The sequence below is a fragment of the bacterium genome (assembly GCA_016703265.1).
In the GTDB taxonomy this organism is placed as follows: Bacteria; Krumholzibacteriota; Krumholzibacteriia; order LZORAL124-64-63; family LZORAL124-64-63; genus CAINDZ01.
In genome coordinates this window covers 1-16,004 of sequence record JADJCK010000006.1, presented here as the reverse complement: position 1 = coordinate 16,004, position 16,004 = coordinate 1, and the positions used below count along the sequence as shown (strand labels likewise).

Below are 16,004 nucleotides of genomic sequence, written 5' to 3'. Positions count from 1 at the left end.
GGTGATGAGCGACGACCTCGAACTGACACGGCATGACCACGTGCTGATGGGCCTTGTCTTCACCCTGCAGGCCGGGGCCATGCAGCAGATGGGCAAGCTGCAGGACCCGTCGACCGGTGAGGTGCGGCGCGACCTCGAGCAGGCCCGCGCCACGATCGATATCCTCGAGATGCTGAAGGTCAAGTGCCGCACGAGCACGCCGCCGGACCTGGTGCGACTGCTGGACCAGGCCGTGCTCAACCTGCAACTGAACTACATGGACGAGATCGGGAAGCCGGGCGAAGGCGCCCCGCAGTCCGGGGAAGGCACCGACGCGGCGCCGCAGGCGGCAGACGACCCGGGAACCGGAGCTTGAACCGTCCCTCGGTATGCGCCGGAATACGGCGATTGTTGCGACCCCGGTCGTCGCGCCCGGCATTCTTCGGCCGTGTCCGGTCGGCGTGCCTGCCGGCCGCCTTCATTGCCGCCGCCGCCCTGCCTGCGCAGGGCGCTGCGGCTGGCGACGCCCCGGTACCGGAGAGGCTGCAGGACAGCGTCCGGCTGGTGCGGTTGCATTCGGCGGTGCTCCCGCCCGACGGCCTGCTCGCCTGGGGGCTCGGCGCGCGCACCTGCAGCACCGTCCACCTGGTCGACGGGGACCGCTGGCGCATCCAGCGGAAGGAAGTGTTCCTGACCGGGGAATGGAGCCCCTTGCCGTGGTTGCAGGCCTGGGCCGAACTGCCCTGGCGCACCTGGTCGGAGGGTGCCGGCTGGATCCCGGAATCGGGCAGCGGACTCGGCGACGGACAATGGCAGCTCGTGGCCGGACGTCCGCTGGCCGGCGGCGTCCTGCACCTGGCCGCCGCCGGGGGCGGCAACCTGCCGGTTGGCGATACCGATGCGGGACTGGGCGAAGGGGTGTTCTCGCCGCGACTGAGCCTGGCGGCAACGGCGTGCTTCTGGCGCGATGCCAACGTGCCGGAAATGCGCGTCCACCTGAACGCCGCGCGCACGTGGAACGGCAACGAGGATGCCGGCTACGGCTGGGGCCAGTCGGGCTTCGAGCCCTGGCCCACGCGCTATCCGGCCGCCGCTGCCGTTGGCGGTGACGGCGGCAACGACATCACGACGCTCGGCGCCGCACTCGAATTCCGGCGCGGTTCGACCGCGCTCTGGCTCGAGTACAGTCGCGACCGTTTCCCCGCCACCGAGGTCGTCAGCCCGAAGGAACAGTTCAGCGGTGTCGGCGCCGGGCTGCGCTGGGGGTTGACCGAGGGCTGGGCCGCGCACGGATCTTACCTTGTCTCGCTGGCCCGCGACGACGCAGCAACGGCATGGTACCCCGCGTTCCCGGACTGGACGATGTCGGTGACGTTCTCGCGCCAGTTCGGCGTCGGCGGGCGCGACAGCGACCGGGACGGGGTCGTCGACCGTCGGGATCGCTGCCGCGACCTGGCCGAGGACCTGGACGGGTTCTCCGACGATGACGGCTGCCCCGACGTCGACAACGACCGCGACGGCGTCATCGACACGCGTGACCTGGCGCCCAATGAGCCGGAGGACCGCGACGGCTTCGCCGACCACGACGGCGCGCCCGACCCCGACAACGACGGCGACGGCGTCCTGGACATCGATGACCTCTGCCCGGACCGGCCCGAGGATCTCGACGGACAGGCGGACGAGGACGGCTGTCCGGACGAACTCACGGACAGTGACCGTGACGGCGTGCCCGACGACCGTGACTCGTGCCCGGATGTGCCGGAAGACCTGGACGGATTCGCCGACAAGGACGGTTGCCCGGAGGCAGACAACGACTTCGATGGCATCGAGGACGGCCAGGACGAGTGCCCCGACCAGGCCGAGGATTACAACGGCAACGCGGACAACGACGGCTGCCCGGACGCGGGCTAGCCGTCGCCCCCGGCCAAGCGGCGCTTCGCTGCCTGCCATGAGGTTTCGAGCTCGTCGAGCGTCGCTTCGCCCATCGCACGGCCCTCGGCGCGGAACTGCGCTTCCACCAGCCTGAAGCGTTCGGCGAAGCGCTGGTTCGCCTTGCGCAGCGCCATGTCGGGCTGCACGTGGTGCCAGCGGGCCAGGTTCACCAGCGAGAACAGCACGTCACCCAGTTCGTGCTCGATGGCCGCTGGGTCCTGTGCGGCGGCGGCTTCCTCGAACTCGGCGAGTTCCTCCTGCAGCTTCGCGTTCACGCCGTCAATGGTCGGCCAGTCGAAACCGACATCGGCGGCATCGTGCTGCCAGCGGTAGGCCAGGTGCAGCGGCGCCGTGGAGGAGGGCATCTCCTTCAGCACGCTCTCGGCCTCCGGGTCCAGGCCCTTGGCGCGCTTCTCCTGCGCCTTGATCTCGTTCCACAGCCGCTGGCTCGTGCCCACCTCGTGGGCCTGCTCGTCGCCGAACACGTGGGGATGCCTGCGGATCAACTTGGCGTTGCCCTGCCGGGCGACGTCCTGCATCGAGACGCCGGCGGTTTCGCCGAGGATCTCGCAGCAGAAGCAGGTCATGAAGAGCAGGTCGCCCAGTTCCTCGCGCACGTGGTCGGCATCGCCCGAGAGGGCGGCGTCGACCAGCTCGCCGGCCTCGTCCAGCAGGTAGCGGGCCGCGTCGACCAGGGTCTGTTTGCGGTCCCAGGGGCAGCCGCCGGGCGAGCGCAGCGTGTGGATGGTGGCCAGCAGGTCCTCGAAATCGGACGGCATCTCGTTCCTTCCCGGGGCGGGGTTGCGTGGTCGACTGGAGGCCCACAGTAAATGAGTTTGGCGGGTCGGCCAACTCCCGGTTATCCTGAACGGTCGCGCGCTGCGCAAGGATCCGACACCTCCCGCATGGGTGATCGGCGATGGGTGAATGACGATGGGATCGACGACGTGACCGACGACATGACTGGCCACAACGTGCCCGACATCAACACGAACGCCGTCCCTGAACCCGGCGGGCCCGACGCCATCGAGTGGATCCGCATCAAGGGCGCCCGCCAGCACAACCTGCGGAACATCGACGTCGACATCCCGCGCGGCCGCTTCACGGTGGTCTCCGGCCTGTCGGGCTCGGGCAAGTCGTCGCTCGTCTTCGACACGCTCTATGCCGAAGGCCAGCGCTGCTATGTGGAGTCGCTCTCGACCTACGCGCGCCAGTTCCTCGAGCGCCTGCCCAAGCCCGATGTCGACTGGATCGACGGCGTCAGCCCGGCCATCGCCATCGAGCAGCGCAACGCCGTCACGAGCGGGCGTTCCACCGTCGGCACCGTCACCGAGATCAACGACTACCTGCGCGTGCTGTGGGCCCGGGCCGGCTCCGTGCACTGCGCCGCCTGCGATGTGGATGTCGATCGCCACACACCCGACTCGGTCTGGCGCGAGGTGCGCAAGCAGCGCGCCGAAGGCGATGCGATCCTTGTCTGCTACCCGCTGCCGGCCGGCACCGGCGCCGCCGTGGGCTGGTGGGAGCCGCTGCTGGCGCAGGGATTCCAGCGCGTGGTGGCCGGGGGCGCCGTCCACACGCTCGACGCCGCCGACCCCGCGGCGCTGGCCGCGGTGCCTGCGGGCGACGGGATCGACGTGATCGTCGACCGCCTGCACCTGAAGGCGACGGCGCGCTCGCGGTTCGTCGAGGCCGTGGAACTGGCGTTGGCCCAGTCCGGGCTCGTGGCCGTGCGTGATCGCGACCTGACCTGGCGCGCCGAGTTCTCCGGCGACCTGCGCTGCAGCGGTTGCGGCCGTGTCTATCCCGACCCTTCGCCGCGGTTGTTCTCGTTCAATTCCCCCGAGGGCGCCTGTGCCGCCTGCAAGGGCTTCGGCAACAAGCTGGAGTTCGACGAGGATCGCATCGTGCCCGACCCGGCGCTGACGCTGCGCGAAGGCGTCATCAAGCCCTGGAGCACCGAGAGCTTCGCGCGCGATTTCACGGCGCTGCTGCGCTTCTGCGCGCGCCGCAAGATCCCGACCGACGTCCCGTTCCACAAGCTCTCGCGGACCCACCAGCGCCTGGTACTGGAAGGGAAGGACGAAACCTACCCCGGCGTGATTCCCTTCCTGGAGACGATGCGCCGCGAGATGAAGAAGGGGCACCACCGCTTCTTCACGCGCCGCTTCATGGGCGACACGCTGTGCCGCGCCTGCGGCGGCAGCCGCCTGCGCGAGGAGGCGCTCGCCGTGCGCGTGCAGGGACTGGACCTGGGGCAGGTCGGCCGGCTGTCGGTGGAGGAGGCGCTGCAGAAGATGGGCTCGCTGCGCCTGGGCAAGTCGGCGACGGCGGCGGCCGGCGAGGTGCGCGACGAAGTGGTGCACCGCCTGCGATTCCTGGAACGCGTGGGCCTCGGCTACCTGACCCTCGATCGGCTGACCCGCACGCTGTCGGGCGGCGAGGCCCAGCGCATCCACCTGGCCAACGCACTCGGCGCACGGCTGGTCGATACCCTGTACGTGCTCGACGAACCGACCTGCGGCCTTCACGCCGCCGACGTCGAACGCCTGACGGACACGCTGCGCGACCTGGTCAATGCGGGCAACACCGTGGTCGTGGTCGAGCACGACCTGTCCGTGCTGCGCGCTGCGGACCACTTCGTGGAACTGGGACCGGCCGCCGGCACCGGGGGCGGCCACCTCGTCTTCCAGGGGCCGCTTTCGGAGGCGCTGTTGGCCGACACGCTCACGGCGCGCCACCTCCGGGGCGAGGCGCGCGCCACCGACAAGCGGCCGCAGCGCGGGGCACCCGAGCGCTGGCTGGTGGTCAAGGGCGCGCGCCTGAACAACCTGCGCGAGATCGACGTCAAGGTGCCCCTCGGCCGCTTCGTGGCGCTGACCGGCCTCTCGGGCTCGGGCAAGAGCAGCCTGCTGAACGGCTGCCTGCACGACGGCCTGACGGCCAAGGCCGCCGGTGGCCTGGGGCGGGCCTTCCCGTTCACATCCATCGTGGGCGCGCACGGCGTCGGCCGCGTCATCCGCGTGGACCAGTCGCCCATCGGCAAGACCAGCCGTTCGAACCCGGCCACCTACCTGCAGGTGCTCGGGCCCATGCGCGACCTCTTCGCGAACACGCGTGATGCCCGGACGCGCGGCTTCGCTGCCGGACGCTTCAGCTTCAACACGGCCGGCGGCCGCTGCGCGAGTTGCCAGGGCCTCGGCTACCACCGCGTCGAGATGCAGTTCATGGCCGACATCGAGGTGCCCTGCGAGGACTGCCGCGGCAGCCGCTTCAATGCGGCGACCCTCGAGATCCGCTACAAGGGACTGAACATCGCCCAGGTGCTCGAGCTCACGATCGACGATGCGCTCGCGTTCTTCGGCGACGTGCCTGCGGTGGGGCAGCGCCTGTGGCTCCTCAAGAAGGTCGGGCTCGGCTACCTGGGCCTGGGCCAGCCCGCACCCACGCTTTCCGGCGGCGAGAGCCAGCGCCTGAAGATCGCGCGTGAACTGGCCCTGCCCTCGGGCAAGCAGAACCTCTACCTGCTCGATGAGCCCACCACCGGCCTGCACGCGGAGGATGTCCGCGCCCTGGTGAAGGTGCTGCACGAACTGGTCGAGGCGGGGCACTCCGTACTCGTGATCGAGCACAACCTCGACCTGATCGCCCAGGCCGACTGGGTCATCGATCTCGGCCCCGGCGGCGGCCGCCACGGCGGCAAGGTCGTGGCCCAGGGCAGGCCCCAGGACATCGCCAAGGTGGCGGCCTCCCTGACCGGCCGGCACCTGGCGCTGCAGATCGGCCTCTGACCGCCACGACCGGTGGCACCCCCCTTGCAGTTTTTCGCCCGGCGCGCGTGACAAGGGACGGGACCATTCCCGCAACCCCATGTCGCGCAAGGGGCCGGGCGGCCCGCGCGCGGAACATCAGCGACCGGCGGGAAAAAGTTGCCATCCGGAAACCGGCAGATTCAGCCCAGCGAGGACCCCACATCCCGGGTCCTGGCGCACGTCTGGCGCCAGGCGCCGGTCGGGCTGGTCCTGGTGGCGGACGGGGCGGTGGCGGCCTGGAATCCGGAAGCGCGGCGGTTGCTGGAAGCCTCGGTCGGGGGGCGGCCGACGGCGTGGCGCCGCTGGCTGGAATCGGCGGCCGTGCGGCTGCAGGCCATGTCCGGGGCCGCGACCGTGCTCGAGGGTCGGCAGGAGCACGCGCCGGCCCTGGAACTGACGGCCGCCGGCGACGACCGACGCGAAGGCATGGTGGTGCTCGTGCTGCGCGAAGCGGCGGACGGGACGGCGGGCGCTGCGGGCCGCAACCTGGTCGAGACCGTCAGCACGCTGAGCCACGAGCTGCGCACGCCGCTGGCGTCGATGAAGAGCAGCCTGTCGCTGGTCCTGGGCGGTGACGCCGGCGCCTTGAACCCCGACCAGTCGCGGTTCCTGGAGCTGGCGCTGCGCAACGTGACGCGGCTCGACCGCCTGGTCGGCGACCTGCTCGACATCTCCCGCGACGATGCAGGGCGCCTCAACGCGGACTGCCGCGTCACCGACCTTGGCCCGGTGCTCCGCGAGGCACTGGCGATGTTCGAGGACGGCAGCGGGCAGGCCGGACCGCGCCTGGATACGAGCGGCATTCCCGCCCACTTCCAGGCCTGCGTGGACGGCGACAAGATCGTGCAGATCGTGGCCAACCTGGTCGGCAACTCCCGCAAGTACGTGCCGGCCGAAGGCCGAGTGCGTGTGTGGCTGGACCCTCATCCGGCGCCCGTCGACCCGCCGGCAGCCGAACTGGCGCGTGCCTGCGGGCTGGAAGCGCGCACGTTCACGCTCGTGGTCGAGGACAACGGGCCGGGCATCGACCCGCAGGTCGTCGATCGCGTCTTCGAACCGTTCGAGCGCGGTCGGTGCGAGTTGATCGGCCGCGTGGGCGGCGCCGGGCTGGGCCTGCACATCGTGCGGCGCCTGGCCGAGGCGCACGGTGGCAAGGTCAGCCTGGCGACGGCTCCCGGCGCCGGCACCACCGTCTGGGTGCGGCTGCCGGTCGATCCTTCGGGCGCCAGCCTGCTGCAGGCCGCGGCGCGCCTGCAGGCGGACCTGTCCCGCAGGAGCGGGGAAGTCACAGCAGCGCAAGCGCCGGTTGCCGGCCGGCACATCGCCCTGCTCGACGTACGGGACCAGGGCGCCGCCGCCCCGGCCGTGGTCGCGGGCTGGAAGTCGCGGCTGCAGGGGCTGGCACCGGGGACCGCAGGCATGCCCTGCGAGCCGGCGCCCGGCCTGCTGGCGGTTGCGGTCCTGGATCCGGCCGGGTGGGATCGGGCCGCGCCGTTCAGGACGGGCAGCTGGCAGCGGCTGGCTGCGGCTGCTCCCGGGCCCCCGGTGGTCCCGGTACCGACATTCGGGGGTCAACCCGGGGCGGATGTGGTCGATAGCAATTCGCGGAATCTGTAGACGGCCGGCGGGGAACCCGGCAAACGAAAAGGGCAGGACCATGGACCGAGCGCTGAAAGTCCTCGTGGTGGACGACGAACCGGACATCCTGGAAACGCTGGAATTCAGCCTGGCCAGGCGCGGTTTCGACGTGGCCACGGCCGCCGACGGGCTCGAGGGCCTGGAGAAGGCCAAGCGCGTGCCGCCCGATTTCATGATCCTCGACGTGATGCTTCCGGGCTGCAACGGCTACGAAGTCAGCCGCATGCTGAAGGAGTGGATGGACAACGACCCGCAGTCGGCGCCCTTCCCGATCATGCTCCTGACCGCCCGCAAGGTGGACACGCGCGACCGCGAGAAGTTCATCGCCACCTGGTCGCGGGCCGATGCCTGCATGTACAAGCCGTTCGAAATGGAGGAGATCGTCTCGACGATCCACCAGCTCACGGCGCGGCGCAGCGCCTAGGCGGCGCCGGCGGGAAAAAACCACATCCTCCTGCCTTGACAACGGTTTGCCGGCCGTGTTTTATTGCCCGTTCGCCGCCGGCGGCGGCATCGGGTGCCTGGGTAGCTCAGTTGGTAGAGCACATGACTGAAAATCATGGTGTCGGTGGTTCGACTCCGCCCCCAGGCACCACCCGGTCTTTTTGGAGCTGGTGTAGCTCAGCTGGTAGAGCAGCTCACTCGTAATGAGCAGGTCCGCGGTTCAATTCCGCGCACCAGCTCCAGACCGTCCCCGCCGCGAGATTACAGCCCGTGCCGCCATTGGCGGTGGCACGGGTTTTTTTGTGTGTTGTGGGGATTGCCGCGGCGTTACAGTCCGCTGACATATCGGTGTCCTGACTCGAAACGTTCCAGGGGGACTTTGCATGCCTTTGCGCGTCAGCATTTCCGGTATCCGTGGTGTGATCGGTGACGGGCTCGATGCCGTCGGTGTGGCGCGCTGGGCCAGCGCGTTCGGCGCCTGGCTGCCGCCGGGCCCGGTGGTCGTGGGGCGCGACACGCGCCCGAGCGGGCCGATGGTGCTGTCGGCGGTGACCGCCGCGCTGAACTCGACCGGCCACGATGTCGTGGACATCGGCATCGCCACCACGCCGACGACCGAAGTCGCGGTGCAGCACGGCCCGGCCGTGGGCGGCATCATCATCACCGCCAGCCACAACCCGCAGCAGTGGAATGCGCTGAGTTCCTGCGCGGCGACGGCCTGTTCCTCAGCGCCGCCGACAATGCCGAAGTGACGAAGCGGCTCGAGGCCGGCGACGGCCACGTGGGCTGGGACCGACTCGGCCACGTGACGCTGCAGGCGGGCGCCGACGACCTGCACCTGGACGCGGTGTGCGCCGTGCCCTGGCTGGACGTGGCGGCCATCCGGGCGCGCGGGCTGCACGTCGTGGTCGACGCGGTCGAGGGCGCCGGCGGCTCCATCGTGCCGCGGCTGCTCGAGAGGCTCGGCGTGCGCTGTACGCCGCTCTACTGCGGCCTGACGGGCAACTTCCCCCATGACCCGGAGCCGACGCCGGCCCACCTGAAGGACCTTTGCGACGAGGTGCGCCGGCAGGGCGCCGACCTCGGCGTGGCCGTGGACCCGGACGCCGACCGCCTGGCCCTCGTGGATGGCGCCGGGACGGCCCTGAGCGAGGAGATGACGCTGGTCCTGGCGGCCGATTTCCTGCTCGGGCGCACGCCGGCCGGCTCGCCGGGCGACCTGGCGGTGAACCTGTCGACGACCGGCCTGATCGAGAAGGTGGCGGCCCGGCACGGGCGCCGCGTGTGGCGGACCCCGGTGGGTGAAGCGAACGTGGTCGAGACCATCCTCGGAAAAGGCTGTGTCCTGGGGGGCGAGGGCAACGGGGGCGTCATCTACCCCGCGGTCCACGCCGGGCGCGACTCCCTGGTAGGCATCGCCATGCTTCTGCAGCACCTGGCTGACCGGAAGGCGAGCCTGGCGCAGCTGGCGGCCGAACTGCCGCCGGTGGCCATGGTCAAGACGAAGGTGGAGGACCCGGATTTCCCGTCCGGCGACGCTCTCGTGCACCGGCTGGAAAAGCTGGGGCCGGGCGAGATCGACCGGCGCGACGGGGTCAAATGGACCGGGGCCGATGCCTGGGTGCACGTGCGATCGTCGAATACCGAGCCGGCAGTGCGGATCATAGCCGAAGCTAAAGACGAGAGCGCCGCGGTCGAACTTATAAACCGCGTGAAACAAGCCTGATACGCGCGATCCGGTCCCTGCGGGGGCCGTCGCCCAAGGAGACTCAGCCCATGTGCGGAATCGTCGGAGTCACAGGGACGCAGGAAGCCGCCGCGATCCTCATCGAGGGCCTCAAGCGCTTGGAATACCGCGGCTATGACAGCGCGGGCATCGCCATCCAGAGGCCCGATGGCCAGTACGTGGTCAAGGAGAAGGGCAAGATCAAGAACCTCGAGGCGAGCCTCGACTGGGATGAACTGAAGGGAACCTGCGGCATCGCGCACACGCGCTGGGCCACGCACGGCGTTCCCAACCGGGACAACGCGCACCCGCATGTCGCCGGCAAGATCGCGCTGGTCCACAACGGCATCATCGAGAACTACGCCGCGCTGAAGGTGCAGTTGGGCAAGAAGGGCCACAAGTTCTCCAGCGAGACCGATACCGAGGTGCTGGTGCACCTGATCGACGATCTCTACGACGGCAACCTCGTCACCGCCGTGCAGAAGGCACTGGCCGTGGTCGACGGCGCTTTCGGCATCGCGGTGACGCACTCCGACGAGCCGAACCTGGTGGTCGGCGCGCGGCGCGGCAGCCCGCTGGTGGTCGGCGTGGGCGACGGCGTGAACTTCCTGGCCTCGGACGTGGCCGCGGTGATGGGCCACACGCGCCAGGTCATCTACCTGGACGACGGCGAGATGGTGACCCTGCGCCCGGACGGCGTCCAGGTGATGACCATCAGCAACGAGGAGATCACCAAGGAGATCCAGGAGATCACCTGGGACCTGGGGCAGATCCAGAAGGGCGGCTACGAGCACTTCATGCTGAAGGAGATCTTCGAGCAGCCCACCACGATCCGCGATGCCTTCCGCGGCCGCACGCTGGTCGACACCGGCGACGTCAAGCTGGGCGGCATCCAGTTGACGGACTGGGAGCTGCGCAACATCCGCCGCATCATCATCCTGGCCTGCGGCACGTCGTGGCACGCCGGGCTCGTCGGCGAGTACCTGCTCGAGGAGTACGCCCACATCCCCGTCGAGGTGGAGTACGCGAGCGAGTTCCGCTACCGCTCGCCGATCATCGAGCCGGGCACGCTGTGCCTGGTGATCAGCCAGAGCGGCGAGACCATCGATACCCTCGAGGCCATGCGTGAGGCGCGGCGTCGCGGCGCGAAGATCCTCGGCATCACGAACGTCGTGGGTTCGACCATCGCGCGCGAGAGCGAGTGCGGCGTGTACATCCACGCCGGGCCGGAGATCGGCGTCGCCTCCACGAAGGCGTTCACCAGCCAGGTCACGATCTTGGGCCTGATCACGATCCTGCTGGGACGGCGCGGCCACCTGAGCGCCGACCGCGGCACGCAGATGCTGAAGGAACTGGACCGCATTCCCGAGCTGGTGCAGCGCGTGCTGGACCAGTCGGAGTCGATCAAGAAGATCGCGCAGGTGTACGCGAACCATCACAATTGCCTGTACCTGGGCCGCGGCGTGAACTTCCCGATCGCGCTCGAGGGTGCGTTGAAGCTGAAGGAGATCAGCTACATCCACGCCGAGGGCTATCCGGCGGCGGAGATGAAGCACGGGCCCATCGCGCTGATCGACCTGAACATGCCGGTGGTCGTCATCGCGACGAAGGACGGCAGCTACGACAAGATCGTCGGCAACGTGCAGGAAGTGCGTGCGCGGCACGGCAAGATCATCAGCGTGGTGACCGAGGGCGACACCGAGATCGCCGCGTTGAGCGACCACGTGATCACGATCCCCGACACGATGAACTTCTGGATGCCGCTGCTGTCGGTGGTGCCGCTGCAGTTGCTGGCGTACCACATCGCCGCGATCCGGGGCGAAGACGTGGATCAGCCGCGGAATCTGGCTAAAGCCGTTACGGTGGAGTAGGCGCGAGGGATGCTTCGCGAGGGGCCGCGGGGCGGCGACATCGTGTCGCCGCCCTGCTCGCGTTCCGGCGCCTTCCGCCATCCATGGCTCCAGGCGCCTACGCGAGCCCCTCGCGCGAGCCGTCCCTCGCGCCTGCATCGCCGAAGACGCATTGCCGAGATTGCTCGCGCCTGCATCGCCGTAGCGGCTTCGCGGACTTGCCGGGTGAGGGCTTGTCGCGGGTGCGGACCGGTGCGACAATCGCGGGGTGTGTGGACTGCGAACCTGAAGACGGAGGCGGAGCATGAGCCGGCAGATCATCAGGACGGACAAGGCGCCGGGCGCCATCGGGCCCTACAACCAGGGCGTGCGCGCGGGGGGATTCCTGTTCACGGCGGGGCAGATCCCGCTCGACCCGAAGACCATGGAAGTGGTGGGGGCCACGGCGGCCGAGCAGGCGCGGCAGGCGCTGCTCAACGCCAAGGGCATCGTCGAGGCGGCCGGGCTGACGATGAACGACGTGGTCAAGGCCACGGTGTTCATCCGCGACATGGGGCAGTTCGGGGCCATCAACGAGGTCTATGCGACGTTCTTCCCCGGCGAGCCGCCGGCGCGCAGCGTGGTCGAAGTCTCGCGGCTGCCCAAGGATGTGCTGGTCGAAGTGGAACTCGTGGCGTATGCTTGACCCCGTCGCGGGGCCAGCTGGCCCCGCGGGTTCCCACCTGCAGATCAGGCGGGAATGAATGGGTCCTGGTGGGCCCCGGGGACTTCAAATCCTTCAGTCGGGCGCGTTTACCGTCCGAGGTGGGTTCGATTCCCACACATTCCCGCCACTCTGCCCGCCCGGCGTCCCCGCCGGGCGGTCGCGGCCGGAACCCGGAGCGGCCGGCCGGGGTTGCCTGGGCTTCGGGCCCGGCGCGGCGCCCCGGCGGCGTCCACCCCTGTTCCCGCTTGCCGCTTCCCGCTTGGAAAGGCACTCCCGATGACCGCTGAACCGGTGGCCCTGGACGAGCGTGCACGGCAATGGCCGGCGACCTCGGCCCGTGTCCGGGGGCGGTTCCTGCCGCTGGCGGTCGTACTCGTCGCGCTCGTGGCGGCAGGGCCTGCCGCTGCGACCGTGGCGGACGCCCCGGCGACGCCTTCGCTGCCGGCGGTGATGCCCGATTCGGCGGCGACGGTGGCGCCTGCGGTGACCATCGGCGGCGCGGTCAGCGACGAGACCAGTGATGCGGTCATTGGCGGGAGCAGCGACAAGCCCGCCGAGGGGCCGTCAACGCCGACCCGGCCGCCCCGAACCTCTGGGCCACGGGCGTCAATGCGACGGGCGCCGTGCTCATGACGCCGCTGTTTCCCGGCTGGGGACAACTCTATGCCGACGGCGGTTGGCGCGCGGCGCTGGCCTTCGGCGCTGAGATGTACTTCTGGAGCAACCTCCTGTCGCGCGATCGCCAGGCGCGGCGCGACCTCGAGTTCGCGGAAACACTGCCCGACGGGGACCTGCGCGGCGGGTTCGTCGCGAGCCTGGCGGCCGAGCACAAGGAACAGATGCGCGATTTCGTCTGGTGGTCGGGCGGTGCGCTGCTGATCATCGCGCTCGACGCCTATGTCGGCGCCCACCTGTTCAACTTCGACGAGGACGCGGTGCCGGTCCCCGACCGCTGGGAGGATGTGTTCGGGCCGGTGGGCTCCGGACCGGCCGTCAGCGCCGGCAGCGGGCCCGAAGTCACCGTTTTCCAGTGGCGAAAGGGGTTCTGACCCCTATCTTTGTCACGGCGCGACCCCTCAGGGTCGCGGTTTTTGGCATGGGAGGCGGTTCCCGCCGCCCTGATGCCCGTTGCCGCCGGGACCGTCGCTGCCGGATCAGCCGATCCGGTGCCCACAGGACCCGTCCCTCAGCCGACAGGTGACCGCCGCATGGCCTTCGACCGCGAACGCGCGCGAAACTTCTGCATCATCGCGCACATTGACCACGGCAAGAGCACGCTGGCCGACCGGCTGCTCGAGGTCACCGGCACGCTCACCGGCAAGGATATGCAGGCACAGGTGCTCGACTCGATGGACCTCGAGCGCGAGCGCGGCATCACCATCAAGAGCCACCCCGTGCGCATGGACTACCGCGACCCCGAGGGCCGCGACTGGGTGCTCAACCTGATCGACACCCCGGGGCACGTCGACTTCCACTACGAGGTCAGCCGTTCGCTGGCCGCCTGTGAAGGCGCGCTGCTGGTTGTCGATGCCGTGCAGGGTGTGCAGGCGCAGACGATCAACAACCTGTACCTGGCGCTCGAGCATGACCTGGCGATCATCCCGGTCATCAACAAGATCGACCTTGCGGCCGCGCGCGTGGACTATGTCACCGAGCAGTTCGTCGACCTCATCGGCTGCGCGCCCGAGGAGATCATCAAGGTCAGCGCCAAGACAGGCGTCGGCATCCAGGAACTGCTGCGCGCGGTGGTCGATCGCGTGCCGCACCCGAAGGGCGACCCGGACGCGCCGGCCCAGGCCCTGATCTTCGACTCGATGTTCGACTCCTACGTCGGCGCCGTGGCCTATGTGCGCATGTTCACCGGTTCGATCCGCAAGGGCCAGAAGATCCGCGTCTTCTCCAACGAGCGGCAGTTCGAGGTGGGGGACATCGGCTGGTTCCAGCTGGCCCGTGTCTCGCAGAAGGGCCTGTCGGCGGGCGAGGTGGGCTACATCGCTACCGGTGCCAAGGACGTGCGGCATGTGCGGGTGGGCGACACCATCACGCTGGCCGAGACGCCCTGCGCGGCGCCGTGGCCCGGCTACGCCGAGGCCAAGCCGATGGTGTTCTCGGGCCTGTACCCGACGGAGAACGACCAGTACAACGACCTGCTCGACGCGCTGCAGAAGCTGCAGCTGAACGACGCCTCGCTGACCTGGGAGAAGGAGACGTCGGCAGCGCTCGGTTTCGGTTTCCGCTGCGGGTTCCTGGGCCTGCTGCACCTTGAGATCGTGCAGGAGCGGCTCGAGCGCTAGTACGGCCTGAACCTGATCGCGACGTTGCCGAACGTGGAGTACGAGGTGCTGCTGCGCGACGGCACGGTGCAGGTCTGCGAGAACCCGGCGCTGTTGCCGGACCCGAAGATCATCGCCGAGATCCGCGAGCCCATCGTCAGGGCCTCGGTGATCACGCCCAAGGAATTCGTGGGCGCGGTGATCCAGATCTCACTGGATCGTCGCGGCGTGCAGACGAAGATGGAGTACCTGGACGTCGAGCGCGTGAACCTGGAGTTCGACCTGCCGCTCAACGAACTCGTGGTCGACTACTACGACAAGCTGAAGTCGGTCACGAAGGGTTACGCCTCGCTCGACTACGAATACCTGCGTCACCGGGCCGACGACCTGGTGCGCCTGGACCTGAAGATCAACGGCGACGATGTGGATGCCCTGACCTGCATCGTGCACAAGGACAATGCCTACAGCTGGGGCCTGAAGCTGTGCCAGAAGCTGAAGGAACTGATCCCGCGCCAGATGTTCGCCGTGGCGATCCAGGCTGCCGTCGGCTCGCGCGTCCTGGCGCGCACGACCGTGCAGCCGTTCCGCAAGAACGTGACCGCCAAGTGCTACGGCGGCGACATCACCCGGAAGCGCAAGCTCTGGGAGAAGCAGAAGGAAGGCAAGAAGCGCATGAAGCAGGTCGGCGCTGTGGAGATCCCGCAGGAAGCCTTCCTGGCCGTGCTAAAGGTCGAACGCTGACCGCCGTCGCGGTTGGGGAGGAACGATGTTCGGGTTGAAGAAGCGCAACCGCGTCGGCCAGGTCCGTCCGCCCGCACGCAAGCGCCACGTGGTCGTGGAGTACATCCGCTCGATCGGGTCGGCGCTGCTCATCGCGCTCGTGCTCAGGCAGTTCATCTTCCAGGCTTTCCGCATCCCCACCGGTTCGATGCTCGAGACGCTGCAGATCGGCGATTTCCTGTTCGTGAACAAGTTCCTCTACGGCGCCAAGAGCCCCGACCGCATCCGCATTCCACTGGTGAACTGGACGTTGATCGACGGCCTGCCGGTGTTGAAGCTGCCGGCGCTCCGCGAGCCGCGGCAGGGCGACATCATCGTCTTCGAGTACCCGCGCGACCGGAACCTCGACTACATCAAGCGCTGCGTGGCCGTCGCCGGCGACAGCGTGGCTGTTCGCGAGGGCGTGCTCTACGTGAACGGCAAGGTCTACGAGAGCAATCTCGGCCAGTACGGCGGCGACCATTCCTGCATCCCCACCTGGACCGACCCGGAAAGCTGCCCGCCGCCGCGCGCGAAGAAGGACCAGGGTTCCTACGTGCGCAACGCGCGCAACCACAGCTTCCCCTGGAAGGCCTGCCCAATCCCTACGTGGTGCCCGCCGGCCACATCTTCATGATGGGCGACAACCGCTACAACAGCATGGACAGCCGGTACTGGGGTCCGCTGGACACGAAGCTGATCAAGGGCAAGGCGTTGTTCATCTACTGGTCGTGGGACAACGAGCGACACCTGCCGCGGTTCTCGCGGCTGGGCGACGCGATCCGCTAGCGTGAACACTTTCGGGTTGTACGTCCACGTCCCGTTCTGCGGGTCGATCTGCGCCTATTGTCATTTCGCGCGCACGGCGACGCACGATGCCGCCGC

General features: G+C 69.1%; 14 protein-coding genes, 3 tRNA genes and 1 pseudogene. 17 read left to right on the top strand and 1 reads right to left on the bottom strand.

Annotated features, from left to right (window positions below; translation table 11 throughout):
* The first annotated feature begins 4 nt into the window (after positions 1-4).
* On the top strand, positions 5-355 hold the full coding sequence (locus IPG61_11880) for a DUF1844 domain-containing protein (protein MBK6734763.1): 351 nt from the start codon (positions 5-7) through the stop codon (positions 353-355).
* Between the two features lie 32 nt (positions 356-387).
* Positions 388-1,890: a hypothetical protein gene (locus tag IPG61_11875; protein MBK6734762.1), complete on the top strand. Its 1,503-nt coding sequence runs from the start codon at positions 388-390 to the stop codon at positions 1,888-1,890.
* Here the strand turns inward: IPG61_11875 and mazG are convergent.
* Positions 1,887-2,690, bottom strand: a complete 804-nt coding sequence (gene mazG / locus IPG61_11870) for a nucleoside triphosphate pyrophosphohydrolase (protein MBK6734761.1) — start codon at positions 2,688-2,690, stop codon at positions 1,887-1,889. The genes IPG61_11875 and mazG overlap by 4 nt on opposite strands.
* A 144-nt stretch (positions 2,691-2,834) precedes the next feature.
* Here mazG and uvrA point away from each other — a divergent pair, with 144 nt between their 5' ends.
* The 15 genes and pseudogenes from uvrA (at position 2,835) to IPG61_11795 (ending at position 15,908) form a co-directional block, all read left to right on the top strand.
* Positions 2,835-5,702, top strand: a complete 2,868-nt coding sequence (gene uvrA / locus IPG61_11865) for an excinuclease ABC subunit UvrA (GenBank protein MBK6734760.1) — start codon at positions 2,835-2,837, stop codon at positions 5,700-5,702.
* Positions 5,703-5,840: 138 nt separating this feature from the next.
* The gene (locus IPG61_11860) at positions 5,841-7,340 is read left to right on the top strand and encodes a HAMP domain-containing histidine kinase (GenBank protein MBK6734759.1); all 1,500 of its coding nucleotides are present in this window, start codon (positions 5,841-5,843) and stop codon (positions 7,338-7,340) included.
* A 40-nt stretch (positions 7,341-7,380) separates the two neighbouring features.
* Complete coding sequence (locus tag IPG61_11855; protein ID MBK6734758.1) at positions 7,381-7,785, top strand: response regulator; 405 nt, start codon at positions 7,381-7,383, stop codon at positions 7,783-7,785.
* A 95-nt stretch (positions 7,786-7,880) separates the two neighbouring features.
* Positions 7,881-7,956 (top strand) — tRNA-Phe (locus IPG61_11850).
* 15 nt (positions 7,957-7,971) lie between these two features.
* A tRNA-Thr gene (locus IPG61_11845) sits at positions 7,972-8,047 on the top strand.
* A gap of 141 nt (positions 8,048-8,188) precedes the next feature.
* A complete protein-coding gene (locus tag IPG61_11840) occupies positions 8,189-8,557 on the top strand; it encodes a hypothetical protein (protein MBK6734757.1) in 369 nt (122 codons plus the stop codon).
* A complete protein-coding gene (locus IPG61_11835) occupies positions 8,491-9,531 on the top strand; it encodes a phosphoglucosamine mutase (protein ID MBK6734756.1) in 1,041 nt (346 codons plus the stop codon). The genes IPG61_11840 and IPG61_11835 overlap by 67 nt, the downstream gene beginning before the upstream one ends.
* A gap of 50 nt (positions 9,532-9,581) precedes the next feature.
* A complete protein-coding gene (glmS, locus tag IPG61_11830) occupies positions 9,582-11,402 on the top strand; it encodes a glutamine--fructose-6-phosphate transaminase (isomerizing) (protein ID MBK6734755.1) in 1,821 nt (606 codons plus the stop codon).
* A 283-nt stretch (positions 11,403-11,685) separates the two neighbouring features.
* Positions 11,686-12,066, top strand: coding sequence for a RidA family protein (locus IPG61_11825; GenBank protein MBK6734754.1), 381 nt, complete (start codon positions 11,686-11,688; stop codon positions 12,064-12,066).
* A gap of 50 nt (positions 12,067-12,116) precedes the next feature.
* Positions 12,117-12,214: transfer RNA gene (locus IPG61_11820), tRNA-Sec, on the top strand.
* A gap of 149 nt (positions 12,215-12,363) precedes the next feature.
* Positions 12,364-12,720, top strand: a complete 357-nt coding sequence (locus IPG61_11815) for a hypothetical protein (protein ID MBK6734753.1) — start codon at positions 12,364-12,366, stop codon at positions 12,718-12,720.
* Positions 12,717-13,136, top strand: a complete 420-nt coding sequence (locus IPG61_11810) for a hypothetical protein (GenBank protein MBK6734752.1) — start codon at positions 12,717-12,719, stop codon at positions 13,134-13,136. Before IPG61_11815 ends, IPG61_11810 begins: the two co-directional genes overlap by 4 nt.
* A gap of 159 nt (positions 13,137-13,295) precedes the next feature.
* A pseudogene (gene lepA, locus IPG61_11805) lies at positions 13,296-15,101 on the top strand (elongation factor 4).
* A 25-nt stretch (positions 15,102-15,126) separates the two neighbouring features.
* Positions 15,127-15,756 carry a signal peptidase I gene (gene lepB / locus IPG61_11800; GenBank protein ID MBK6734751.1) on the top strand — a complete coding sequence of 210 codons (630 nt, stop codon included), beginning with the start codon at positions 15,127-15,129 and terminating at the stop codon, positions 15,754-15,756.
* Positions 15,753-15,908, top strand: coding sequence for a hypothetical protein (locus tag IPG61_11795; GenBank protein MBK6734750.1), 156 nt, complete (start codon positions 15,753-15,755; stop codon positions 15,906-15,908). The genes lepB and IPG61_11795 overlap by 4 nt, the downstream gene beginning before the upstream one ends.
* Positions 15,909-16,004 lie beyond the last annotated feature (96 nt).

Bases quoted from the DNA above. Each gene is read 5' to 3' on its own strand.
- IPG61_11815 (MBK6734753.1), top strand. From the start codon at position 12,364: ATGACCGCTGAACCGGTGGCCCTGGACGAGCGTGCACGGCAATGGCCG.
- IPG61_11840 (MBK6734757.1), top strand. From the start codon at position 8,189: ATGCCTTTGCGCGTCAGCATTTCCGGTATCCGTGGTGTGATCGGTGAC.
- lepB (MBK6734751.1), top strand. From the start codon at position 15,127: ATGTTCGGGTTGAAGAAGCGCAACCGCGTCGGCCAGGTCCGTCCGCCC.
- IPG61_11880 (MBK6734763.1), top strand. From the start codon at position 5: ATGAGCGACGACCTCGAACTGACACGGCATGACCACGTGCTGATGGGC.
- IPG61_11855 (MBK6734758.1), top strand. From the start codon at position 7,381: ATGGACCGAGCGCTGAAAGTCCTCGTGGTGGACGACGAACCGGACATC.
- mazG (MBK6734761.1), bottom strand. From the start codon at position 2,690: ATGCCGTCCGATTTCGAGGACCTGCTGGCCACCATCCACACGCTGCGC.
- glmS (MBK6734755.1), top strand. From the start codon at position 9,582: ATGTGCGGAATCGTCGGAGTCACAGGGACGCAGGAAGCCGCCGCGATC.
- IPG61_11810 (MBK6734752.1), top strand. From the start codon at position 12,717: ATGACGCCGCTGTTTCCCGGCTGGGGACAACTCTATGCCGACGGCGGT.
- IPG61_11825 (MBK6734754.1), top strand. From the start codon at position 11,686: ATGAGCCGGCAGATCATCAGGACGGACAAGGCGCCGGGCGCCATCGGG.
- IPG61_11795 (MBK6734750.1), top strand. From the start codon at position 15,753: ATGATGGGCGACAACCGCTACAACAGCATGGACAGCCGGTACTGGGGT.